Annotated in this window: 19 protein-coding genes; 10 read left to right on the top strand and 9 right to left on the bottom strand. The window is 38.6% G+C overall.

Annotated features, from left to right (window positions below; translation table 11 throughout):
- Positions 1–39: 39 nt before the first annotated feature.
- Together EXU85_RS20240 and EXU85_RS20245 are read right to left on the bottom strand one after the other, a co-directional pair.
- Positions 40–4,230 (bottom strand): tape measure protein, encoded by a 4,191-nt coding sequence (locus EXU85_RS20240; protein WP_168207830.1) that lies wholly within the window; start codon positions 4,228–4,230, stop codon positions 40–42.
- A 288-nt stretch (positions 4,231–4,518) separates the two neighbouring features.
- A complete protein-coding gene (locus tag EXU85_RS20245; protein WP_142773826.1) occupies positions 4,519–5,112 on the bottom strand; it encodes a hypothetical protein in 594 nt (197 codons plus the stop codon).
- 157 nt (positions 5,113–5,269) lie between these two features.
- Here EXU85_RS20245 and EXU85_RS35420 point away from each other — a divergent pair, with 157 nt between their 5' ends.
- The 4 genes from EXU85_RS35420 (at position 5,270) to EXU85_RS20265 (ending at position 7,409) form a co-directional block, all read left to right on the top strand.
- Positions 5,270–5,446 carry a hypothetical protein gene (locus EXU85_RS35420; protein ID WP_168207831.1) on the top strand — a complete coding sequence of 59 codons (177 nt, stop codon included), beginning with the start codon at positions 5,270–5,272 and terminating at the stop codon, positions 5,444–5,446.
- Between the two features lie 136 nt (positions 5,447–5,582).
- The gene (locus EXU85_RS20250) at positions 5,583–6,296 is read left to right on the top strand and encodes a response regulator (RefSeq protein ID WP_142773827.1); all 714 of its coding nucleotides are present in this window, start codon (positions 5,583–5,585) and stop codon (positions 6,294–6,296) included.
- 37 nt (positions 6,297–6,333) lie between these two features.
- Positions 6,334–6,843: a hypothetical protein gene (locus tag EXU85_RS20255; RefSeq protein ID WP_142773828.1), complete on the top strand. Its 510-nt coding sequence runs from the start codon at positions 6,334–6,336 to the stop codon at positions 6,841–6,843.
- Between the two features lie 299 nt (positions 6,844–7,142).
- Positions 7,143–7,409, top strand: coding sequence for a hypothetical protein (locus tag EXU85_RS20265; protein ID WP_142773830.1), 267 nt, complete (start codon positions 7,143–7,145; stop codon positions 7,407–7,409).
- A gap of 486 nt (positions 7,410–7,895) precedes the next feature.
- Here EXU85_RS20265 and EXU85_RS20270 read toward each other — a convergent pair whose 3' ends face one another.
- The 6 genes from EXU85_RS20270 to EXU85_RS36215 all read right to left on the bottom strand — a co-directional run bounded on the left by EXU85_RS20270 (position 7,896) and on the right by EXU85_RS36215 (position 11,547).
- A complete protein-coding gene (locus EXU85_RS20270) occupies positions 7,896–9,296 on the bottom strand; it encodes a helix-turn-helix domain-containing protein (protein ID WP_142773831.1) in 1,401 nt (466 codons plus the stop codon).
- Complete coding sequence (locus EXU85_RS20275) at positions 9,289–9,618, bottom strand: HNH endonuclease (protein ID WP_142773832.1); 330 nt, start codon at positions 9,616–9,618, stop codon at positions 9,289–9,291. The genes EXU85_RS20270 and EXU85_RS20275 overlap by 8 nt, the downstream gene beginning before the upstream one ends.
- A 26-nt stretch (positions 9,619–9,644) precedes the next feature.
- Positions 9,645–10,394 carry an antA/AntB antirepressor family protein gene (locus EXU85_RS20280; protein WP_142773833.1) on the bottom strand — a complete coding sequence of 250 codons (750 nt, stop codon included), beginning with the start codon at positions 10,392–10,394 and terminating at the stop codon, positions 9,645–9,647.
- Positions 10,394–10,741, bottom strand: coding sequence for a hypothetical protein (locus tag EXU85_RS20285; RefSeq protein ID WP_142773834.1), 348 nt, complete (start codon positions 10,739–10,741; stop codon positions 10,394–10,396). The genes EXU85_RS20280 and EXU85_RS20285 overlap by 1 nt, the downstream gene beginning before the upstream one ends.
- Positions 10,734–11,078, bottom strand: a complete 345-nt coding sequence (locus tag EXU85_RS20290) for a hypothetical protein (protein ID WP_142773835.1) — start codon at positions 11,076–11,078, stop codon at positions 10,734–10,736. The genes EXU85_RS20285 and EXU85_RS20290 overlap by 8 nt, the downstream gene beginning before the upstream one ends.
- 262 nt (positions 11,079–11,340) lie before the next feature.
- On the bottom strand, positions 11,341–11,547 hold the full coding sequence (locus EXU85_RS36215; protein ID WP_142773836.1) for a helix-turn-helix domain-containing protein: 207 nt from the start codon (positions 11,545–11,547) through the stop codon (positions 11,341–11,343).
- 633 nt (positions 11,548–12,180) lie between these two features.
- Here EXU85_RS36215 and EXU85_RS20300 point away from each other — a divergent pair.
- Entirely contained in the window at positions 12,181–13,428 is a 1,248-nt protein-coding gene (locus EXU85_RS20300; protein ID WP_142773837.1) for a putative phage abortive infection protein, read from the top strand.
- Positions 13,429–13,446: 18 nt separating this feature from the next.
- Here the strand turns inward: EXU85_RS20300 and EXU85_RS20305 are convergent, their stop codons facing one another.
- A complete protein-coding gene (locus tag EXU85_RS20305) occupies positions 13,447–14,271 on the bottom strand; it encodes a hypothetical protein (protein ID WP_142773838.1) in 825 nt (274 codons plus the stop codon).
- 414 nt (positions 14,272–14,685) lie between these two features.
- Between EXU85_RS20305 and EXU85_RS20310 the strand changes: the two genes are divergently transcribed.
- The 5 genes from EXU85_RS20310 to EXU85_RS20330 all read left to right on the top strand — a co-directional run bounded on the left by EXU85_RS20310 (position 14,686) and on the right by EXU85_RS20330 (position 23,074).
- Complete coding sequence (locus EXU85_RS20310; RefSeq protein WP_142773839.1) at positions 14,686–14,940, top strand: hypothetical protein; 255 nt, start codon at positions 14,686–14,688, stop codon at positions 14,938–14,940.
- A gap of 333 nt (positions 14,941–15,273) precedes the next feature.
- Positions 15,274–16,140 carry an ABC transporter substrate-binding protein gene (locus tag EXU85_RS20315; RefSeq protein WP_142773840.1) on the top strand — a complete coding sequence of 289 codons (867 nt, stop codon included), beginning with the start codon at positions 15,274–15,276 and terminating at the stop codon, positions 16,138–16,140.
- A gap of 387 nt (positions 16,141–16,527) precedes the next feature.
- Positions 16,528–19,032, top strand: coding sequence for a triacylglycerol lipase (locus tag EXU85_RS20320; protein WP_142773841.1), 2,505 nt, complete (start codon positions 16,528–16,530; stop codon positions 19,030–19,032).
- 722 nt (positions 19,033–19,754) lie between these two features.
- Positions 19,755–20,720 carry a hypothetical protein gene (locus tag EXU85_RS20325; protein ID WP_142773842.1) on the top strand — a complete coding sequence of 322 codons (966 nt, stop codon included), beginning with the start codon at positions 19,755–19,757 and terminating at the stop codon, positions 20,718–20,720.
- A gap of 47 nt (positions 20,721–20,767) precedes the next feature.
- Positions 20,768–23,074, top strand: a complete 2,307-nt coding sequence (locus EXU85_RS20330) for a hypothetical protein (RefSeq protein ID WP_142773843.1) — start codon at positions 20,768–20,770, stop codon at positions 23,072–23,074.
- The last annotated feature ends 184 nt before the right edge of the window (positions 23,075–23,258 follow it).

Below are 23,258 nucleotides of genomic sequence, written 5' to 3' on the forward strand. Positions count from 1 at the left end.
AGGTGAAGGATGCAAAACGAACGCCCTTCACCTGTATTTTTATAAAATACCCTTTGCCCGAAGGCCGTCATTCAGCCCATTGATCGTCCCGTTCATCTTATCAAGTAGTTCATTGGTCTTTTCCAGCCGGGCCGTGTTGGTATCGATTCGGTTGAGGGCCAGTAACTGCTGGTTCATGGTCGCATTGACCGATGCCTGACCAATCCGAATGGCGTTGATCTGACCCGCCAGCACAGATGCCGTTTCCTCCGTTACGCCTTTGATAGCGCCCGACAAAGCCGTTCCCTGGCTGGCTTTTGAGCCGGTTGACTTAAAAATATCCAGCCCGTATTGCTTGGCCGCATCCTGCGCGGAGGCTAACCCATCGTTGAATAGCTTCGTCAACTCATCGGCTTTACCAAAGAACCTTCCAAAATCATCCACCCAGTTATTATCCCCGTTAGGGCCTACACTGGCTTCGAGTTCTGCTTGTAACTGATCAAACTGTTTGGAGAAAACCTGATTAAAGATTAACTGAGACAACAGGTTATCCAGAATCTTCGAGACTGAATCCCCAAAGGCCTGCGCAGATGAAGTGCCGTCTTCAAAGGCCCCGACCAGCGCATCACGCAAATCACTACCCAGTGAACCGGCCAAAGTGCTGATTACTTGGGTTATTTTTTGGTGAGCCTCATCAATTTGTTTTTGCCACTCTATTGTGGTTTGAACGAGGGCTTTTGTGCTGTCGTCAAGTAAATTATTGTCTATAAGACTCTGAGCAAGGGAGACATTGAGTTCGTCTACTCCATCTTTCGACTTCTGAATCAGGTTAGGGTACAAAGCCAATAGGCTTCCAAACTCATCTGCCTTTTTGGTTGCCCCGCCAAATAGTGAGGTAATTCCACCCACAATTCCACCCACCAAGCCACCTATTACGGCTGTGACAGGGGCCGCAATACCACCAACAAGCGCACCGATAGCGGCACCCGTTGCGGCTCCTGAACTAATCAATTCGAGTGCTGATTTACTATCAAGGACATCCTTTAGCCCCTCTTTCGCCCTCCCCTGTTGCAGTTTTTTAAGTGACTCCTGAAATTTTAGTTGTGCATCATTGTATTGATTGATGTCATCTTTCAACTCGCCAATGCTATCCTGAACAAAGGCATTTCCTTTGCTTTTTGTCTGCAATCCCAATTGCTCATTAAGGAGTAGATTATACTGCTGTTGTTGATTGATGAGCGATTGATAGTAATCCGTTTCGGCTTTCTTTCGCTTTTCGGCTGCACTAGTGATAGCTGAAAAAATGCCGACCACCCCCTGAATGATTGTTCCGTATAGCTGGGATTTGTCAGCACCCGTTTTAAGTGCCTTGTTAACCAAATCCATGTTAGAGGCTAGGTTAACAAGTATGTTACCTACCTCGCCAGCCGAACCACCAACCTGTGAAAGCGCCTGACCAAATTGCCCGATATAGGACGAATACTGGCCAATGATTTTCTGCAAGCCCGTTCCGCCAGCCTGATTATTTAATTCGTTAAGGTGAGCTAGAGCCTCCCTGTATAGCTCATTTTCAGTGCCAATGGTTGATTTTATTTTGTCAACTAGTTTTTGCTGCCTTTCTATCTCAATCTTTTGGCGTTTTTCACCCTCAGCTAAAATTGCCTTAGTCGTGTTTTTGTATTCGTCGGTTTGTTCGATTTGACGACGCTGGAAGTCTTCAAGTGCCTGCTTTTCGTCTGCATTAATAGCATCTAAGCCCTCCTTATACTCCTGACCTCGATTGTTAACGTAACGCTTATCCAGCTCAGAACGTAATTGGTCATATTGTTTTTTAATAGCCAATTGCTGCTGTTCCGAACCTGCATAATTGACCAGAAACTGATTGAGCTGGTCTTTTAATTGCTGTTGGGTCTGGACAATTTCAGTGGCCACTAGCCGCCGAATCTCAAAATCCTCTTTAGAGATTGGTTTTTTATCAAATAGCTCACTTTGTTTCTGATTGAGAATAACAAGGTAATCGGAAAGGCTACCCGCTTCCTGCTGAGCTTTTTGTAGTCCCTCGTTAAAGGCATCAAGTGCCGTTTTTTTACCAACTATGTTACTACGTTGATCAAGCAAGGTACCTAGATTGCCCGTCTGACCGGGTGTTAGCCCTGCATTATCCCGTTCGTTTTCAAGGTTTGCAATTTGAGTGTTTAGGTAATCTAAATAGGATTGACCCGATACGATCAGACCCGCAAACTGTCTGTCGGAAGCCTCTTTTCCGTACGCTTCGACCCACTGTGTATAAAGCTCGTATTGCTTTTGCTTTTCGGCTAATTCTTCGTCAAAGGATTTTACGGCCAGTTTTTTCCTAACTTCTTCTGCCTGCTGATCAGCCGCCAGTTTTTTGGCATTTAACTCATTGAGTTTAGCAATATCGGTTTTTGGAGTCTTCTGAATGAGTTCATCCATTTTCTTGCTGATGGACTCATAATACGAGATACTACCAAAGGGGCCGACCTTGTCAGCGTCTTTTTCGCTTTTGGTTTTTTCACCCGTCAACCGACGACGCTGCGCTTCAAGTGTATTGATTTGCCGCTGTATGGTCGCATTTTTGGCATCAGAATTTTCTAGACTTAACTGCTCTTTGTGGGCCGATATGGCCTCATCTAATTGCTTAATGGTTACCGCCCGAACGGCTTGCTTCGTGGTTTCAGCCTTAACGGTAGCATTGGCCGTTTCATCCAGAGCCTGTTGTTCTAACTTTAACTGCTCGCGGTAATCCTGCTCTTGTTTAGCTTTGTCAGCATTGAGTTTTCTATTCTGTTCGGTAATTGCTTTTGCTGCATCAAAAGTACCTTCACTGCCCGCCTGACTAAGGTAAAGCATTGCTTTGTCTACAAAGCCAATTTCATTCTTACCAGCTTTGGCTTGAGATTCCCGCTGAAAGGATTCCGTAAACTTTCGGTCAAGTTCCTGTTGTTCGTATTTTCGCTTCAGTGCATCGACATACTCATTGATAGACTTCGTGCCAGCCTGCGTTTTAATGCTATCCAGGGTTAAAGCGCTGAGGTGTTCAGGGGAAAGGGCGATTAAGTCCCTGAGTGCCTTATTGCGGGCATCTCGACTTAATTTTTCATTGTTAATCGTGGTTTTTAACTGTTCGATTTTTGCCCGCTCTGTATCCGTCTGAGCATTTGCACTTTCTCTGGCTTCCCGCAAATCCTGTTCTATCTGTTGGGTAGCCGTTAGCTCCTTTTTATAGACAATAATGGCCGTTGTCAGGGCTATAATAGCCGTAGCCGCCAACACCCAGGGATTAGCAGAGGTGGCCAGATTAAAGGCAATCTGAGCATCTTTGGCACTGCGTATCGTTGTGGCCAGACTTAGCCACGCCTGAACGTTTCCCGCAATATTAGCCGCGGCCTGAACAATAGCTGTAAGGGCTATGGCACTTTTATAGGCCCCATAGGTTGCGATTAATATCTTTAAGGGACCTAAGATTTGCTCATAACTTTCAACTATATCAGTTGCGCCAGAAATAATACTCACCAAAAGGTCTTGATTATCCTTGCCAATCTGATTTAGCATGCCTTTCCAGGCATCAGCCAAATTAGAGGTTAATCCCGTCAGCGATTTGGCCTGTTCGGCCATTAAGCCGCCAAAATTGAGCTTGCCTGTGCCATCCACAAGACTTGTGATCGCCTGCTCAACTTCTTTGAAGCCTATTTTGCCAGAAGCGACCATTTGCCTTATGTCACTTTCATTTACCTTTAGTAAACGAGATAATTCTGGAGTCAGATTTATACCCCTCTCTATCAGTTTGTTAAGGTCATCTTGCTGCGCTATTCCCTGCGTTTTAATCTGGCCGTATGCCGCAACTAACTCAAGCAAATTTGAACCAGTGCCAGCCGCAATATCTCCCAATGTGGTGAGCGTAGGTATGATACTCTGCACACTGAACCCGTAGGCCAACATTAACTTTTGAGCTTTGGCTATCTCATCAAGTTCAAAAGGGGTTTTGGCGGCAAATTCAATACCTTGCTTTAAAAATGCATCGGCTTTTGATTTGCTACCTAACAAAACTGTGTAAGCGACCTCTAAAGCCTGAACCTCTCCCCGAACTCGAATTAATTGTTGAGGCAATTCCGACAAGCCAGCGAAAGCAAATGCACCCGCGGCCAACCGGCCCAAGTTTTTGAAAGAATCATCAATTTTCCCAGTCTCCCGAACGGCGGTAGTGGACAACCCCAATATTCTTCTTTCCATTAGGTCCAAGCGGTTCATAAACTGAGAATCGTTTATGATCGCATCGAAGGACAGGGCACCCGAATTGGAGGTCATTGTGAGATAGTTGGGCTTATAAACTGCTTACAATATAAGTAGTTTATAAGCCAACTTTAATAGCCAAATTCTTTTATATTTCTCAGTTTAGAGCAAAATGAATCAAGTAATGAAGCAAGTTTTGAAGCAAAAAAATACCCTTCAAATAACTAGTAGACAGCTATTTGAAGGGCACGATAAATGATCTAACGGTTATTGATATACGCAATCTATTTACAAATGTGATAGCAAAGCAAGTTGAGTGGGCCGAAACATGACAACATCATAAACAAGGGGGCTTAGATTGGGATCTGCCTGAACCTTTTGCCTTCTAACCTCAACCTCAACCCCACCCTTAATCCATACATCTGAAACACTACGGGTGGACATGTACTCCTGCCCAAAATGCTTTGTGAGGTATTTACTTAAAATTAATGAACCGGCTGGCGTAGCACTTGTAGTTCCATGTGCAAGTAGTTTCAAGGCCACCAACTTATTCTGGTCAAACAAGGGTATAAATAAGGCATCTACGCTACCTGGTAAAGAGTCTGACTTAATTTCCAGAGCATAATCAGCTTTGCTATACCTAAATAAAGTTTTATTAGCCACCAATCGACTAAAATTATAATCATAGTCCTGCTTACTCATACCAAATCTAAAGCCCAAGATGATGTTGTTATCAACTTTCGCCTTAAGGTTTTCCCTTCTGACACTATCAATTTGTTCGCCAGAAAAGGCAAATGATTTGGTTGACTCGGATTCAGTTTTTTTTGAGCAACCCCATAACAAGGAGAGGCTAAATAGTAACAAAACAAGGCGTACCTTCATAGGTCTAGGGAATTTATTTCCAGTCCCCAATATAGATGAAGGTTTGTAGTTACGCAACGTGAAAATTACATGTAGCTACATAAAATATTGCTTCTAGGTAAAGGAAGGGATTAACATATCATTTTAGTGTTGTGGGTAGGTCTTAACCAATTGCCTCTTGAAAGGAGGAATTTTTGAGATTAAGACACGAGCCGCTTACTGGCTATCTACCATTTTCGTACTTTACTTCCCAAAGTACGAAAATGGCCCCTTGACTCCTCTCCTACTCGTATTGGGCATTGTGGTTGTGGAAGCCGACAAACTAGTGATGAACTTACTGCTACGGAACGATTAAATTTAAAAACCAATATTTATTGATATTTTTTATGTAAGTTGCTTACCTCTTAGGTAATCACTTCACTCTGAGGCTCCTTCTCCGCCCCCTGCATTCTAAGCTGTCGGTCAAGCTACTTCATTACTAACCCTAGTAAATGACACGGCATGCCAACGAATGGTCTGGTTCGAACCAACAGACTTTCTCCCGCTTTTATGATACCTACGCCCCTAAGCTATGGGGCCTTATTCTACGCGCCAAGCTGCCTACTTCGCGGTCCGAACGTATTCTAAGCAGCACCTTCAAGAAGGCTTGGCCACAGCTTAGCCAGCAGACATCAACTAGTGCGTCTACGTTCACCTGGCTGCTCACCTTAGCTTACGGCGAGGGATTGCCGCCTATTCAACCAGCGGAACTCATGAAAAACGACAATCGTTCATCGCAACCTGTATACGTTCTACTGGCAGGCTGTTGCCCCGACGATCAAGCCCTGCTCGCCCAGAGTTTGAAAACCAGTATGCCTCAGATCGAAATTGGCTTTATTCCAACAGTCAATCAGACATTACAGCATTTGCAAAACACGTCGCTTGAATCCAGGAAATTTCCTCGGCTACTGCTATTGAATGTAGAGAGAGCTGATGGCCAGTCCAATTGGCCGATTTTACAACAGATCAAAGTCAGTTATCGTCAATTACCCATTGTGCTTATTAGTACGGATCAACAAGGTGAACTAGCGCTACAAGCCTATGACCTGGGTGTTAATTCATTTTTGGTCAAGTCGTTAGACTTGGATGAATGGCAAAAGAAACTGGATGCGCTTGCCGATTACTGGCTTTCCATTGTTACCTTACCTAATCAACAAAAAAGCTAGAGCGATTTAAAGGCCTGTCTTCCTACTTACTTGAGCTATGGTATTTTTCTTAACGACGATGGATCAACAGGGGGCGTCTCGCGAGTTCTCCCTGATGGGTGACTTAGAGGTAGCCTGTAAACTCTTTGATCATATCGCCAAAAAAGGCCATATCCTGCTTAAAGCTAGCGTGGTAGATGGCGACCGATCTAGTGATATTCCCCTTGAATCATTTTATGGACCAGCTAGCTGGCCCGTTATCGAAGCCCTTGAACGGGAATGGAGCAACATCTTGAGTAAGCCTATTAACATTCGATCTGTTTGTGCCCGCAAACTTCCTGATATGATTTCTCGGCGAGTGGAGAGGCATCAAGCGTGCATTTTTCAGTTAGAGCAAGCTGTTGTCCTAGCCGAGCAACGGCTTCAACGCGTTTCTGCCACCATTCTGCGCGAACCCCACCGGGGTCGGATGCTGCATCAACTTGAAGGGGTTCTAAATCGCCACCAGCAAAACCTAGTTACCGAGCGAGCGAGCCTATCCAAATTCCTGGATCAAGCGACTCACTAAACAATCTATTAGTTATGGAGAAAGACGTGACACTATTCTGGCAAGTGTATAAACAAACAGCTAGTATCGAAACATGCATAGCGGAGCTAAAGCGAAAGGGCTTTAGTCAACTGGCTACCATCAAGGTATTATTGGTAGTATCTGCTATAAGCCTGGTAGACGCGGATAAACTAGTCTCCAATTCACTGGCTTGGAGCAACTGAAATTGGGGTAGTAAAACCCCGCTCGCTAAGTTTCAACTCATTGGTCAAACCCTTACAAGTGGTCATATGTATTAGGACTATATAACCTGATGGACTATGATCTTCTTCATAACTACCCTCGATCGACAAGGTGATTACCGGCATTTTCACTTTGACCTGCCCGAATTAGAAACCGGCCTTGAGGTGTTGAATAGAATTGTTGCCAAAGGGGAAGTTTTAGTCAACGTGACTTTGATCGACGGTAGCAGCATCATCCACCTGCCTATAGCTGCTTTTGATGGCCAGCCTTGCCAAGCAGCTATTCATGCGTTAGAGCTGGATTGGCGTGAACTTCTCAACAGTACAATTGACAAAAAGGGTTAGTTCTACCCAGCATGTTAGCATGAATACGGCCATTCTGCCGTTTCGTACTTTTCTTCTTAAAGTACGAAAATAGGCATGCTTTTAGGCTTCCAAACCCCCTTGAAACTTCCTATTTGGACGTTTTGCAATGGATTTATTTTCGTACTATTCTAGGAAGTACGAAAGCGGGCTGTGTCGCTTTAAACGCCCGTTTTTACGAGACGGCCTGTCTAAGCTGAAAATGATATTTATAGAAGTTACTTAAGATCTCAAATTGCCATCTCGCGAAACAACGTTTCCTTTTTACTATCACACTTGAGTTTGTGAGTAATTGGAAACTTTTTTCTATACTACTAATGCTGGTGTTGACTCTACCATTAATGCACTACATTAAAATGTAGAATAAGTGTTACCTAAGCGGGCCTAAATCATGTAGCTACATCAAATATTGCCGTTGGGTAAAGAAATAGGCCGACATCGTTTTAGGGGATTGTCGGCCTGTTTCTGTTAATCAACATATTGCCATTTAAAACCAGCATGAGTGGTTTTTGGTCGATAGTCTTTTATTGCGGAGTCGTAAGCCTTGCCTCTGCAAGCACACTGCACACTACCAATACAAATACCTAACTCTTCTTTTATATCCTCTATTCGCTCCCACACCTTTATGACTTCACTAGACAATGGATCTATTTGGGCAATCTTTTTGCGCCATTTTTCATTTATGCCTTTATTTAGAGCCATTCGCCTTTCGGGTGTTATTGGCCTGCCAAGTTTGGCGCGATGTTCGGGCGAAAGGGTTTTGCCTATGTGAGATTCTGAAATTTTTCGCCTTGTCGCATCGGATGCCCTTCGCCCCCTATTTGGGTTTTCATTGTGAGCATAAAAATGTTTTAATTTGGCCCTCATAACTTCTACTTGTTCGGCACTCCTTTTGACGCCCCTGCACGAACTGGCAACCTTAGCGATATTGTAGCCTTTTTTAGGGTCATAGCATTGGTAAAAATCCATCCAATACTGTTCGCGTTCATCCAACCTAGAAAGGTCTTCTACTCGCTCCAAAACTTCAAGATGAAAATTACCGATGCCATACTTTTTTAAGGCATTGGGGAATAATCCTTTATTTCTTGATTCTCGGTGTCGGTAATATCGTTGGTAAATATCCTGAGCCTGACCAACGTAAATTTTTCCATTAATCTTATTAGTAAACTTATAGATGCCCGCAAAACTACATTCGGGCAAATCTTGCGGGTCATAGTTAGGATTAAATAGTTGTCCTGCTGGTACTTCCTTTTTCGGCCAAACTTGCCGAATCTCAACACCATTCTTTCTAATAGCATCCCGAACAGTATTGGCTGATACCCCTAAACGCTTGGCTATTTGTTCGGAAGATTCGCCATTTTCATAATCAATGGCTACTTGTGCTTGCTGTTCCTCGGAAAGGCGGTAAAGGCTACGCTTTTCAATTCCCGACTCTCGAATAAGCTTAGATACAATTACATTACTAAATCCAATCTCTCTGCCAATTTCGTAACTGTTTTTCCCATCAACGTAAGCATCCAAGATGTATTTTTTTTGTTCATCGGTAAGGTGCTTACGAGTGACGACGTAGCCCGCTTCATTCATTATATTCGTAACGGTTCCCGTACACACATCAAACGCTTTGCTAATCTCAAGGCTGGAATTTCCATCCAAGTAGGCGGCAACTATTTGTTGCTTAATTTCCGGGGTAAGTATGGCCTTTTTCTTATTATACTTTTGTCTGGTAATACCAACCTCATTAACTATTCGGTTGACAATTCCGCTACTCATTTTAAATAATGCCGCAACCGACTTAATTGTGCCACCGGCTAGGTAAGCATTAATGATTGAATCATTTGACACATTAGCTTTGGTGCATTGATTAGCCATTTTTCCTCTTCTTTTCCTTCTTTAATTTACGAAAACTCTTCGGGTAACTCTCTGTCTGCTCATGGCAGGAATGGCATAGGGTATGGCCGTTGTCGGGACACCATAAAGCCAAGCAACTAATAGCATCCTCCACCGTACCAAGGCCGTTCATCCTGACAAGGGTAGACAACTCCATCAGGTGATGAGCCTCAATCACTCGCTTACGCCCGTTACGCTTGCCACATTGTTGACATTGAAAATGGTCACGCAAAAACACACTTCGTTTCCAGGCTTCGTACTGAGGCAATTTGCGAATGAGTTTAACCAAGCCCGTAACACTCATACGGGCTTGGTTTTTTGTCTCACTTTTCATTCCTCCACGTACTTGAGTTCCGCCATTATTAAGCCGTGGATTTTGTCTAAATGCCCATAGCGCTCAATGGCATCCAGCATGGATTCTCCACTCAAGCGGATCAAGCGGTATACGTTAATACTCCACACCTCGTTAAGCCGCTTATACAGGTAATTGTAGGTTTCTCCCTGTTCGGCTCCATGATACCCACAGTACTCGTTTACCCGATGCTTCACCGCTTGCCGCAAATCCGAAGCAGGTCGTTTGGGGGGATTGGTCAGCGAAGGGGTACGTTTTAGGTGAGGAGGAATAACCGATGGGCGAATTAGGCCCGAACTCCCTTTTATACTTTCCACCTCCGCCCGTAGTTGAGCCAGTAGATTGCCCTGCTCCACCAACGCATGGGCCTGTTGCAGTAAAACCTGTTCCACTGACAGTAAAACCGGAGAAAGCTGTTGTTGGGCTTTCCGTTCACACTCCAAGAAGTACCGTCGGATTTCCTCCCCTTTATCGGTTCGGGCAAGCATGGACAGGCGTTTGGCAAAATCCACTGTCAAATGGAAATCCTTTGTCGCATTACCGCTCGACACTAGGTCGAACCCCTCCCAGTCTTCACCCTCTTTGCCGTAGGGATTATTAATGATGTTCTTTTTCGACCAGCGCGACCATTGCGAAGGGTCGAACCCTAAGAAGTCATACAACTCTCGAGCGGAGGCTACCACCGACGAACCTTGTTCGTTGTTGGTAATTCGGATGAGGTCGTTCATCACTTAGCCTTAGGGTCTTTTCGGTAGTTGCTGATAAAACTTTTCGTCCGATCTTCCACGGAAAAAATACTGACTTGTGGGTTAGAGGCAAGGTAATTGGCCTCAACAAGTTGAGCGGCTAACTCAAAAAGCGCATTCTGAATTTCCTGATAGGACTCTACCTCTTGCAGGTGACCCGACGCGGCTTCGTCGTCACCCTTTCCAAAGGCCAGCAATAGGGCGCGAATGGAATTATTCTTACTTAACTCCAAGGCCCAATAAATACGGGTAGCCTCGGAATCTTGCTCGGGGTCGGTCGCAAAGGAAACGTTTAAGGTGCCTATAAACTCTGCTGTTGGCTTAGTCATGACTCACCTCCTTTTTAGGCTTAAAAGCAGTGGTGTAGCCTGAATTGGTATTGAAGAACTCAAATTCCTCTTTTAGCTTATTAACATCATTAAGATGAGAAACAAAATCGCGTATCTCATACCGATACTGATTTAGGTCCACATTTTCACTACCTACCCAGTGCGAAAACATTTCGACCTGTAGACCTTCGCTTGAAGGAGTATCCCGAAAGTTCCACATTCGATACAACAGATCGAATAAGCCACTGAGGGTCTCTTCGTCACTGGCTATTTTTTGAAGGAAAGCCTTTTGCCAATCATCCGGCATAGAAAGGGTTTTGGCCGCATTTTGGGCCATTTGTGGAGGGGTGTTTGCATTCCTTCCCCTACCCACGTAACTTTGTTCCGTGTTACACATAACTCGAAAGGTTAAATTGTTGCACATTGCCCCTTTGCTGAGTCTGCCAAGATTTGCAGCATTGGGGTTTTTATTAACTATCAATTCATTGCATACTGTCCAGCGGGCAACCCTATAGGTATTATATCGCCTTTTCTGCATCACATTAACATAACAAATATATCAATTGTCAACATATATATCAACAATAAGAATAAAAAAATTATTGATAGCGTACAATTAGGCCCAATCCTAAAACCTCCCCGATTTTTTGCAAAGTCACAATAGTTATATTCTGACTACCACTTTCATATCTACTATATGCAGATTTGGAGATACCTAATTTATCAGCCATTTCTTGTTGGGTCATTCCCTTGGCCTTCCTAGCCTCCCGTATCAACTGCCCTACCTGCTCTGTGATCTCTGACATAACCCCTTTATCAAAATCTTATTTCGTATAAAGGTAAGCAGTAGACGTTTATCTACAGTAAAGTGAAAGTTTCTTTCATATAAATGAACTCCTCGCTTTACCAAGTGGCAACATTTGATGTAGCTACATGTTTTAGCCCCACTTGGGTAACTACTATCAATAGGTAATCACTCTATCTATTTGCCTTTAGAAAGGAAAGTACGATCCACCAAACTATGAAGCTGCTTGAAGCAATTTTTCATTACACAAAAGACCATCATTTGGAGCTAATAGGTCTACTAGTAGTCTATTTTTCTCTTATTGTCACCATTTAGTAGTATTTAGGCCAAAGAAAGCCCGAAGAGAAAGACAAGAGGTTCAATAATTATCATAGGCTTCTAAAAGAGCCTATCGGCGAAAACCCAAATCAAACAATGTATTTATCCAGGCAAGTAGCCATTGTATTTGAACCTAGAAATTACCCCGAATACAACGGAGTTAAAGAACGAATACTCATTGAGCTTCTTCAAACTTAGTCAGTTTCCTCGCAGTCTGAGAGGCTATTAATAGAAATTCAGTTTACATTAGAATATATCAAAAGCGGACTTTAAGAGTACTAACGTTAATATAAATTAATAGACTATCAAGAAAAAAATGAATTATAACTTGGTTAGAAATATAGCATGGGGATTATTAGGCTTTGGCATTTCCATATTTATCTATTTTGTTGTGTCATCAAAAATTGACAATCTTCAAATATGGAGTAGCAATAAAATAGATTTTGGTATAACAGGGCAGTTTGGCGATTTTATTGGTGGTGTTGTAGGAACCCTATTTTCACTATCAGGGACTTTACTGATTTTCTTAACATTTCAAGAACAAAAAGAGCAAAATTATAAGGAGTCAATTCGAAACAATATTGACGGATTCGAGTCAACTTTTTTTGAGTTAATAAAATTGCACAGAGAAAATATCAACGAATTGAGTTATACAAGATATGATGAGATTGATACTATAAATGGCGAATTAAGCTCAATGCGAACTGCAACAAGCAGGAAAGTGTTTAAAATGATATTTCAGCAATTTATTGAATGTTTTAATGAAATAAAAAACTACCCAATTAATGATATTGATAGCGAAATATTAACAAAACCTTATAAAGAAAAACTGAAAAAAATTATAGCCAAAGTCAATCCTGATATTAATTTGCACGAAATGGCTTATATTGACATAGCCTATTCCATAATTTATTATGGAATAGGCTCAGAAGGAGAATCTATTTTAAAAAGTAATTTTTCAAATAGATATGAAAAGGGCTATATAAATAACTTATTAAACTATATTAAATTAAAGCCTAGGCAGGAGAATAAGCAGCTTTTTGGCGAATGGGTTAAGCTAAAGGTCTTAAAAGACGTAGAATTTAAAAATAAGTTAGCAGAATATATTAAAACTGATAATATGAGTTTATTGTCAACTAATGCCTCGGAAACTAAGGATGTGCCTTCACTATTAAATAACAACTATATAAAATATTATGGAGGTCATCAACATAGATTAGGTCATTATTTTAGGCATTTATTTCAAAGCTATAAATATTTAAACACGTCCACAGTTTTGAGTGAAAAACAAAAGTACTTTTATGGGAAAATGCTTAGAGCCCAATTATCTACATACGAACAAGCCTTATTGTTTATAAACAGTATTTCAAGTTTAGGAATGAAGTGGGAATTTACCCCAGATACCTCAGATTTATCTGTACCCAATCCCAAACCTAATGAAAATATCGTTAGAACCGACTTAATTACTACTTACCATTTAATAAAAAACTTGCCCGGCACTCATATTGAAAATTTTGTCTATAAAACTTACTACCCAAATGTTAAATACGAAACTGAGGAATAAATTCTATAAAGAGAATATTTACTTAATCAATTTTTCAGGTGGTGACAATAATGTTGCAGTATTATATCCAAAATGGAGGGTGTTAAATAACATAACGAGCACAAGTAAACAAATACCAAAGAAAAGAATACGATCAAATATATTAGAATCTTTGCTACGAACACCATAATAAAATAGTACAGATATAGAGATAGCAGTTACTAAAAAAATAATATCACCATATTCTAGTTTTCTTTCCGGCTCAAATACCTTTTGAAACCCTTTGGGTGCTCCTTTTATTCTAGTATCTATATACCAATTACCGTTTACTTTGCCAGTATAAATAATAGAAAATGTTGCCCCATCATCAGCTTCTAATCCCTCATCCCCTTCAATCTGTAAATCAACTTGATCAAATTTACCTTTTACCTGATCTGGGTGAAATGTCTGCGAAAATTTCAATTCAGGACGTGTGGTTGCAATCATCTTGGCCTCTAAAATCCTAATAGGAACTGAGCATTTTATGGATATTGGTTTATCCCGAGAAAATGCTGACTTATCTAAGTATTCATTGCCCGCATTCCAAAGAACAACTGTAGCGGCCCTAACATTCTGAACCTCAACCGAATCATAGTAGACTTTGATTTTTGAATTTTGTCGACTTTCAGTTACTACCACATCGGATATAACTCTATACACAGGTTTAGCTACCTTCTCTGACTGATAAGCCTGATAAAGTCCATATATACCAAGTACTGTACCAAGTATGGTCAACCATCCCATAAGTGTAGGGTTGGTCAAAGGGTTGAACTTTGGTTTAGAGGATACTGGTAGTTGTCCCTGTTGAGGTAAGTCTTCGTCCATTTAGTGTGAGATAATTTGCTGTACTAAGAACGACAAACTCCCTTATCATCGCAAATGTATTCCCGACTACCGGCAAGATTTGCTGTATATACATGATTTAAACCGGTTGGTGCAACTACCCATTGTTCAAATAATCGTCCAAAATGTTTTCACTATGATCTCTTAAACAAAACTATTCTGGTATTGTGATGCAGATCAAGAGGCAACCGCAGAAACTACGACTAGTGGCACAAAAACTACAACACCTTAAAAATCAACCAATTACTAAAGTTGCTCACAAAAATACTAATGATTTTTCTGCGAATACGCGTTTCAAGCTTGACAACTCCTTGACAAGGCGCTACCTTTATTTAACAATCCATTTGCCCTCACTACAGACGGAGCGCACACAATCTTTTAAAGACGTGTACTCCTATGAGCCGGACAAGAACCCCCCAATCGGGCAACCGCAAGCCCTCCACCCCTACTTGGCTGGATAAGTTCGAACACCTTTCCCGAATCCTATACCGTTACTGGCGCTGGCATCTTCAGTTTGCAGCTATTATTCTTTGTGGTATTTTCTTGAAGCCTGAAGTGGCCACTATTTTGATTCCGGCCATTACGTTACTCGGTGGAGCATCGACGATTAAGGAACTCAGGAGGGGGTATAGGACTAAGCCGGATGAGTAGATGAGGTAATTGCAAAATAAATATACACAACTGAATATGTTCATTGACTCAATAAAGGGTATTTTTCCCGTAGGAAGTGAAGGAAATAAAGGGTTATTTGCCTTTTTGAGTAAAGCTTTATATGACTAAGCTAATTCTCATAGTTTTTGGACTGTTCTTTATTTTGCTACTTGATAAGTAATAATTTGTTAGATAACGGGGCAAATAAATGACATATAGTCAATAAGAGTTCCTAACCATCAATTTGCCTTGTGACAAGGTTTTTGGGATAAAAAAACAACTATTCACAAAGAATATTTTGTAACTAATTACAATATATAATATAGCAATCATATGGATATTGCAACGTTTGTTGGTATAGTAGGTGTCGCAATAGCAGTATTAGCATGGCTTAAGCCCAAAAGTCCAATTTTAACAACCCCGAAAACTCCAGTTAATTCTGTCCATGTAGATATTTTAACACATGTAAAGGAGACTAAAATATTACGTGTAGGTTACTGCCACTATCCTCCCTTTTGCTATTCCACCGTAGATGATGTTGAAAAACATGACGGCCTATATATCAATCTTCTTCGGGCATTTTGTCAAACTCAAGGTATCGAAGCTCAATTTGAACAGATACGTTTTTCATCCTCTATAGACTATTTACTCGCCGATAAAGCTGATATTTTGTTATCAATTTTTCAAACTCCGAAACGTAGCCGAAGTGTAGATTTTACCGCTTTCTTACATACGGTGTCTGTATCTGGTATAGTACGCAAAACAGAGAATAGAATCACCTCACAGTCAGATTTATTACAGTATCCCCTCACCTTTGTCGTCTGTAGAGGTGAGATTGGGCATGAACTTTTAGAGACGTCTATAAAGATCAGTCCGAGTAAAGTTACTGTAATAGATACAAGCAACATCGCTGATATCGTTGCCTTTGTTGCGGCTAAAAAGGCAGATATAGCTATTGCAGATAGCTTATCTTGCCAGCATGCATTAGATGCAAGAGGAGCAGAAGGTCCTCTTCTTAAGCCAGTTCTGCGAAGGCGCCCATTATATCTTTGCCAAAATGGGATAATGTTACCCTTAAACCAAGAAAAACTCTCAGATTGGCTGGATAAAGGACTTAAATCGCAATTAAAATTACCAGAGTTCCAAATAATGGAAAATGATTTACTTGAAAAGTATAATGGGATAATATCAAAGATTTAATTTTCAAAATGAGTTGGACGCAGTTGCTCCCTTTAGGAAAGTTAATTAGTGAGCGAAAGTCATTATACCCTCTTATAAATTTCAGCAAAAAGTTAAATGTAGATCAAGACTGAGTACTATTATAACTGTAAAGCCAATTTGAGCCTAATTTTTTGAAGCATAAAAAGGGTATTTTTTTCGAAGGGTTTTTCGATTAATAATCTTCTTTGTAGCTTGGGCAAAGCTACAAAGAAGATTTATCTAAACCTTAAAACTTGAATACCCCTATCAGTTCCATACATAAGTATGTGTAATCATAAAATAATTAATACTTTAGGACAAAAGGAAAAATAAGACAGGTAATACATAAGTTCCTTGCTCAAAAATAAAGACACTAGTCTAAACTTTATGAAGACAAAATACTTTTTCTTCTCGGTATCAATATTAATGTTATTTGCTTTCATCATACCTAGAAAGGCTACTGCGCAAAACGAAATACATGAATATGTAGAAACATCTGACTTGGAACTATGTGAAGGAGATATTTTTACCGTTTTCAATCAACAATTCATACAAGCCAAAGCTAAGGTTCTATTTAAAAAAGGATATTGTGGGTCATATGGTGTGCGTCAGTATAGTTACCCTAATGATGCAGAATTTACATATAATACTGAAAATTTGATTGAAGTAAATGGTTATTACTATAAGGACTCCTACAATATTGACGAAAGAAAAATAAATTATATAAAGTATGTAGCTAAGCAATCGACCCAAATAATAGTGCAAAATGTTTCTAATATAGAATATGAATTTGAGGAAAAAACTTGTGATGCTCCAGATTTAATTCGGATTACATATAAATACATTTACAATATTCATGTCTCTCCAAAGAAAGCTCCTCAATTATCATATAATAAAATCATTGTACAGAATAATGAAGAGTTAATAAAGCTATCGGTAAATGGATGTAATACTCAATACCCTTATGTGCAGAAATTTATCTCTACTAATGAAAATCCCAATCCTCCTAAGTCAAATCAAGGAGGTGGCACGTTAATTAGTAGCTTTGAGGCTCCTTTTGCATTAGATAAATCTACAACATTTTATGTAAGATGCAAGAATGATTTTTGTGTTAGTGACTGGTCTAACCCTGTGCATATTGACGTTCTCCCAACGGTTCAACATTTTCACCAACTCCCTCAAAAACCTTTATTTCAAACCCGAATAAAACTTGCCCAAGGAAGTAGTTTTAAGGTCTGTGCGGACGGTTCGCAGGCTTCTGTGTTTACTGTTTCACGAGGGGGGTATGATTACAGTCAGGCAGTCATTAAAATACCCCTCGCAGATGTTACTACAGCCGGAAGCTTTTCTATTATTCAACGAAACCGGGATAGTCTGGTTGTTAGCTATAAGCACCCGGATTATATACAAACAACAGGTATATCAATCACCCTTGTTGCAGGAGTGTATGCCACCCCAACCAGCACAACGGCCTTGTCTACGTTTGACATTACTGTTTACCATGCTCCGGTGGTGATGGTTCACGGATTTGAATCAGATGCTTCTGGTTTCAAAAAAATGGAAGATAAGTTAAGTATATCGGGTTGGCCGAGCTTCCTGTTACTTCGAGCTGATTATGGGCCTACCAGTAGGAAACATTTTGCCGTTAATAAACAAGTGGTACCCCAAGGTATCAACATCCTACTGGGTCAGCTTCGCCATATGGGGATAGCTGCTGGCAAAATGGATGTTATCGGCCATAGTATGGGGGGGCTATTAATTCGGCAGTATTCACAAAGTACTGAGTATGAAAATGATATTCACAAGGTTGTCACGCTAAACACACCACATTCTGGATCGCAATTCGCAAACATAAGTAAAGACTTGTCGCTTAATCCCTTAAATGCTTTCCGTGACTTATTTGCTCTTGGAGTTAACGCATGGGTCGATGATGGGGCCGTAACGGATTTAGCAGTTGGGAGTGATGCGATTAATAGTTTGAATCAAAGTGATAATCGAGTACGTCATCTTTTGCCAATTCATACAATTGTTACTACTTACCCTTATGTATATAAGTCACCTAGTGACCGAGAAGGTAATTTTTTGCTAAATAATTTTGTAATGGTATTAGGTGATTTGTTTAGTTTGAACCTTAATAATACATATGGTGAATCAACTCATGATTTAGTGGTAACCCTAAGTAGTCAACAAGGAGGACTTTCTGGCTCCTGTGTTGATTTAATTACAAATCAGATTCATTTAGGATCAATGGAAAATGATCAAGTCATCACCAAATTCATGTTTTTACTACAACAGCCTAGCACTTCCCTTAATTTCTGTCAGAATGGCTTTTCTCCTCCTACTCTTACATACACAAAGGTATTTTTAGCCCCTAAAGTAAATATTCAGTCCGCCAGAACAGCCTTGGCTTCCATAAAAATTAATTTACCAAATCAAGGTAAAATAGTAAAAGGAGGTAGTTCTGTTCAACTACAGGCAACTGGAAGTGGCTTATCAAGTCTATGGCTTTTTGTTAGTTATTCGCCCGACTCTACTTACAATGGATTTAAGAACGGTAATACAGCCAATTTTACGTTTACAATAGATAAGAATATTGGAAAGCGATTAGTAGTTGCAATTGGTAAAACATCCACTGGGGAATTCGTTGCTGATTCAACCTACTTCTACGTCAGTAATAATTTCTGCGAATCCCTTCAATCAGGTAATTGGACAGCCTCCTCTACCTGGTCATGTGGCCATGAGCCAACCATAGCTGATATAGTAACGATCAATTCCAGTCATATTATTACCGTATCGACTAGCACCGCCCAAACCCAAAGAATTGTTTTTAACGGTGGAACAATCAAGTATACACTTTCTGGAAATAAAATTTATTTAAAAATGTATGAATAACTAATGCTCAAAGTGGATCTTATTTTGGAAAGTCCACCAATAAGTATGGATTTATGTTCTCATTTATAGGCTTTTAATAAAACAAGTGCTAGCTACCATTTACCAACGTAATACTCTAAAAAGCGGACTTCACAAGTACAAAGTTTTTCTCCTCTTCAGGCGAACAAATTGATAGCGTTAGAAGGGAAAACCTTAAGGCAAAAGTTGATAGCACTATTATTTTGGGCTTTAAGTTCGGCATGAGTAAGCAGGACTACGATTATAACTTTAGTCGGCTTATAGCCAATAAAACCTTATCTCATTACAGTAAAACCGAATACGACTTAGATATTGAAGCAGACTCACTACCTACCTTTGTAAGTGGCCTATTTACCCCCATATTTAATAAAAAATGAATTAGTTGCACTAAAGATGTTAGCACATGGAACGACTAGCGCCACACCTGTAGGCTCAATAGTTTTGAGTAAATACCTTTCCAAGCATTTTGGGCAAAAGTACTTGTCCGCTCGAAGTATTTCTGATATATGGATAAAGGGAGGGGTTGAGGTAAAAAGAGAAAAGGTTCAGACTGATCCGAACCTAAGCTCTCTTACTTATGATGTAGTTATGTTTCGGCCAACTCAACTTGCTTTGTTGGCGCATCTCTAATTTTCTCCTCCTAATACCTGGCATAAAGGAAGGCATAGCAAAGTGTTTATAGTTTAACAAAGATTCAACAAAAGATGGAGGAAAATCAAAAGAAAAGTCTCAATATCCGTTCTTTACCTGGTGTTATTGTTAAATTAGATAAAACAAAATTTTATTTATTAGAACAGACAAGTCAGAGCGAAGCATATGCCATAGAAGAACTTTCACAAGCCGACATTGATAAAATCAATTTTAGCAACAATGTAATGCTTGAGTACATGTACTTTAAAAGAAAAAAACTAGAAATAAAATTAAACTATGATGAATTCCTAGAAATTAACAAAACATATAATGAGCAAATGGCAAAAATTGAGCCAGCTATATTTGACATAAACTATGATAGTGAAATAAGCTTTATAAATACAAATAGAATCTTTACCAATTATATTAATTCATGTAGAATTTTTATTGATCATTTAGATGGAAAATTGAATCACAAATATGGAAAAGAGTCTTTCGAGTACAAGACTTTTAAGCAAGCTAAAAGTTATTGTTACGATAATTATTTCTCATATAAATTCTTTTATCATTTAAGGAACTATGCTGAACATGTTGACTTCCCGATACATGATGTAATTGTTGAACACAGTAGTGATGAAAAAGGTAGTGACAAAGAAATTGAAACTTCATTTAATTTATTCTTTAATAGAGATGAGTTATTGAAATGTCCTAATATTTTTAAAAAAATTGGAAATGAGTTAAAAGTTAAGGAAGAGCAAATTCCTGTTTTGCCATTAGTTGAAGAATATGAGGCCACTATTGAAATTATCCTTGATAGCCTTTTAATAGCAGAAAGAAATTTTTACATAAACAATATGAACGAATTAAAAAATATTTTTGATAGACGAAAAATGGGAGGCACGCTTTATTTACTTAATATTTATGAAGATGAAGAAAAGCAACTTAAAATGAACTTTCCAGGATTGCGTTTTGATGTTGTCAAGTTTATGATTGCGGATTATAAAGACTTGGATCCGCGCTATGGTTTTAGTGAGAAATAACAATAAAAAACGATACTTTACAAATTTGAAATAATTGAAATAATTTTATGGCTATAAACACTATAGTTGATGAGGTTAAAAAAAATGCACCAAAAGGCCTAAGCGAAGAAGAGTATTGCAAATGGCTTTCAGACTATTTGAATTCAAAGCTCAATAAACATAATTACTGTAGAGAGTATATTGAAGAAAATACCAAAAAGAGTGCAACAGCTATAAGTTTCTTGATAGATTTATCCAATAAGCTAGCTAATGAATTAGAAAATAATGGTCAGCATTGGATGGCACTATTGAAAATTCGCTCAAATAGGTTTAAGTTTATAAATTATAATAAAGGTGAATTTTTATATTTTGACTTTAGCTATCTAGCTAATATTTACAATGAGATTAATTATTTACATGAATCAATTTATAAAATATTAAAGGAAATTGATAGGTATAATATAATCTACATACTAGATGATATTAATTATATTGTATCAATAGAAAGTGAAATAGAGTTGCAGAAAAAAAATAAACTAAAACTCTTAAGTTATAAGCTTATTAACATTAGAAAATCAATTAGTAAAAATATAAAATCTTTAATATATCGACCTAAAATCATATTACTAATTATAGCCTTTGTTGTTCCTGTAATCATATACTTTAATCCTTTTCATATTATAGTTAAGGCAGACTCACAACAAACTATTACATTATCTTTACTAGGCGCAATCACTTCGTTTCTAGGTTTTTTGGTCGTTTTCCTGCAAATATCCTATGAAAATCAAAAGAAGCTATATGGTCAGTATGTCAAAAAACTATTGTTCAATGAAACATGGCAGGATTTAATATTAATTTTTACAATTACAGCTGGATGCTGTCTATTATCATCATTATTAAAAGATGACGACTTTTTTCATGTCGGAGATATTGCCTTCAATGTAGCTATATTGGGTTTTATACTTTTTTTTATTTTCCTAATCCCGGGAACGAAAAAAATTCTCAACAATTCCTTTTCTATTACCGAATTAAAAAGACTTGTTAATAGGATCGACTTAGAAGCAGTTCAGCAACATGTACAAACTGTTAGCCGAGCCAATTTTTTTGAAAGTGCATTAAATATTTATGAGCATAATCCGATAGCCATTCTTAATGATATAATAAAAAATAGTTTAATTAATAAAGAATATCGAATAGTTAATTTATTAATAAATGAAATTACTAATCGCTATGAATTCCTATTAGATGGGATAAAAAATAAATCATTTTTCGATGAATCGTTAACTTGGAAAACTCATACTTATAAAGAAACTATTGAGTCATTTATAGAATTTAGTCATTTTGTATATAATAATTGTTTAAAGGAAAGTTCAGATAATTACGCATCTATGATTGTTAGTAGCCAAAGAAGCCTTGTAGTTAAAATGGCAATTCTTGGCGTTAAAATGGAAGAGATAAGGCCTTTATTAAATACTATTCGTGAATTTGTTGAAACATTTGCTAATCAATCAAAATATAAATTAACAATTGATGGTCTTGATGAATATTATTATTGTTTATATGAGATTATTAATCATAACACGCCCAAAGAGGAAGATTTGTCCTATTCAGAAGGTAGTAGAAAGTTGATATATGATGACAAAAATTACGACAATTATAATGCAGAGCTGGAATGGCATATCATAAGAGAAGCTATAGTAAGAAATTATGAAGATTTGATAAAATATTGTATTGAAAGATTGCCCAGTAATGACAAAAATTTGACAATAAAGATAATAGAAATCTATAAGAGATCATTAAATTTCATATTGCCTGAAAAGTCAAATCTCGATGAACGTAGAATTTTTGAGCTTTTGCACTCATATTGTGCATTTGTTTCTGAACTTTATAAAGAATTATTAAATAGTATTAGTAATAATGAAAAAATATGGTCCGAACCTTTTTTCTCTTTTGAAGTAATAGACCTTTTGAAGAAAAATAAAAATTATTCATTCATCATGGCAAACTACTGGCTTTGGTGGATGGAATTTAAAATTAATGAAAAAAAGCTAAAATTAATTTTTTTTGACGAAATCAAGGAATTCATTTTTTCAATTCTGAGGGAAAATATTTCCATTGAAGTAACTTCAGAATATTTAATTGCGTGCATTAATCTATATAATTTAATTTTTGAAAACTATAAAAATGACACTTTTAAGCCTTATTCAAATATAATTGAGAGCTCTTTAAATCAACTCGAAAGTATTGAGAACAAATTAAATGAAAACCCTGATATTTACAACAAAGTCATTTTAGCTGTAAATAATGCAAAAACTTTATATGAACCACAAAAAGTTAAATCAATGAAGGCTGTTAAGAAACCTAAAAATAATTAATTTTAGATAGACATAATTCTCTAAAAGTTTCAGTATGCCTATCCCCCCCCTTCTACCTCCTCACTATCCGCCAAACCGTAGACCTCGCCTTAATCCCAAACTTTCTCATCACTTCCTGCTCAACCGCCGTTTTCATCACTCCCGGCTTCACCACTAAGGCGCTATAACAGGCCCGTATTTTCTC

This window comes from Spirosoma sp. KCTC 42546 (assembly GCF_006965485.1).
Lineage (GTDB): Bacteria > Bacteroidota > Bacteroidia > Cytophagales > Spirosomataceae > Spirosoma.

Excerpts from the sequence above, each read along its gene's own strand:
- EXU85_RS20275 (WP_142773832.1), bottom strand. The coding sequence starts at position 9,618 with ATGAGTGTTACGGGCTTGGTTAAACTCATTCGCAAATTGCCTCAGTAC.
- EXU85_RS20305 (WP_142773838.1), bottom strand. The coding sequence starts at position 14,271 with ATGGACGAAGACTTACCTCAACAGGGACAACTACCAGTATCCTCTAAA.
- EXU85_RS20325 (WP_142773842.1), top strand. The coding sequence starts at position 19,755 with ATGGAGGAAAATCAAAAGAAAAGTCTCAATATCCGTTCTTTACCTGGT.
- EXU85_RS20300 (WP_142773837.1), top strand. The coding sequence starts at position 12,181 with ATGAATTATAACTTGGTTAGAAATATAGCATGGGGATTATTAGGCTTT.
- EXU85_RS20310 (WP_142773839.1), top strand. The coding sequence starts at position 14,686 with ATGAGCCGGACAAGAACCCCCCAATCGGGCAACCGCAAGCCCTCCACC.
- EXU85_RS20270 (WP_142773831.1), bottom strand. The coding sequence starts at position 9,296 with ATGGCTAATCAATGCACCAAAGCTAATGTGTCAAATGATTCAATCATT.
- EXU85_RS20330 (WP_142773843.1), top strand. The coding sequence starts at position 20,768 with ATGGCTATAAACACTATAGTTGATGAGGTTAAAAAAAATGCACCAAAA.
- EXU85_RS20280 (WP_142773833.1), bottom strand. The coding sequence starts at position 10,394 with ATGAACGACCTCATCCGAATTACCAACAACGAACAAGGTTCGTCGGTG.
- EXU85_RS20245 (WP_142773826.1), bottom strand. The coding sequence starts at position 5,112 with ATGAAGGTACGCCTTGTTTTGTTACTATTTAGCCTCTCCTTGTTATGG.
- EXU85_RS20240 (WP_168207830.1), bottom strand. The coding sequence starts at position 4,230 with ATGGAAAGAAGAATATTGGGGTTGTCCACTACCGCCGTTCGGGAGACT.
- EXU85_RS20285 (WP_142773834.1), bottom strand. The coding sequence starts at position 10,741 with ATGACTAAGCCAACAGCAGAGTTTATAGGCACCTTAAACGTTTCCTTT.
- EXU85_RS20265 (WP_142773830.1), top strand. The coding sequence starts at position 7,143 with ATGATCTTCTTCATAACTACCCTCGATCGACAAGGTGATTACCGGCAT.
- EXU85_RS20255 (WP_142773828.1), top strand. The coding sequence starts at position 6,334 with ATGGTATTTTTCTTAACGACGATGGATCAACAGGGGGCGTCTCGCGAG.
- EXU85_RS20315 (WP_142773840.1), top strand. The coding sequence starts at position 15,274 with ATGGATATTGCAACGTTTGTTGGTATAGTAGGTGTCGCAATAGCAGTA.
- EXU85_RS20320 (WP_142773841.1), top strand. The coding sequence starts at position 16,528 with ATGAAGACAAAATACTTTTTCTTCTCGGTATCAATATTAATGTTATTT.
- EXU85_RS36215 (WP_142773836.1), bottom strand. The coding sequence starts at position 11,547 with ATGTCAGAGATCACAGAGCAGGTAGGGCAGTTGATACGGGAGGCTAGG.
- EXU85_RS20290 (WP_142773835.1), bottom strand. The coding sequence starts at position 11,078 with ATGGCCCAAAATGCGGCCAAAACCCTTTCTATGCCGGATGATTGGCAA.
- EXU85_RS20250 (WP_142773827.1), top strand. The coding sequence starts at position 5,583 with ATGACACGGCATGCCAACGAATGGTCTGGTTCGAACCAACAGACTTTC.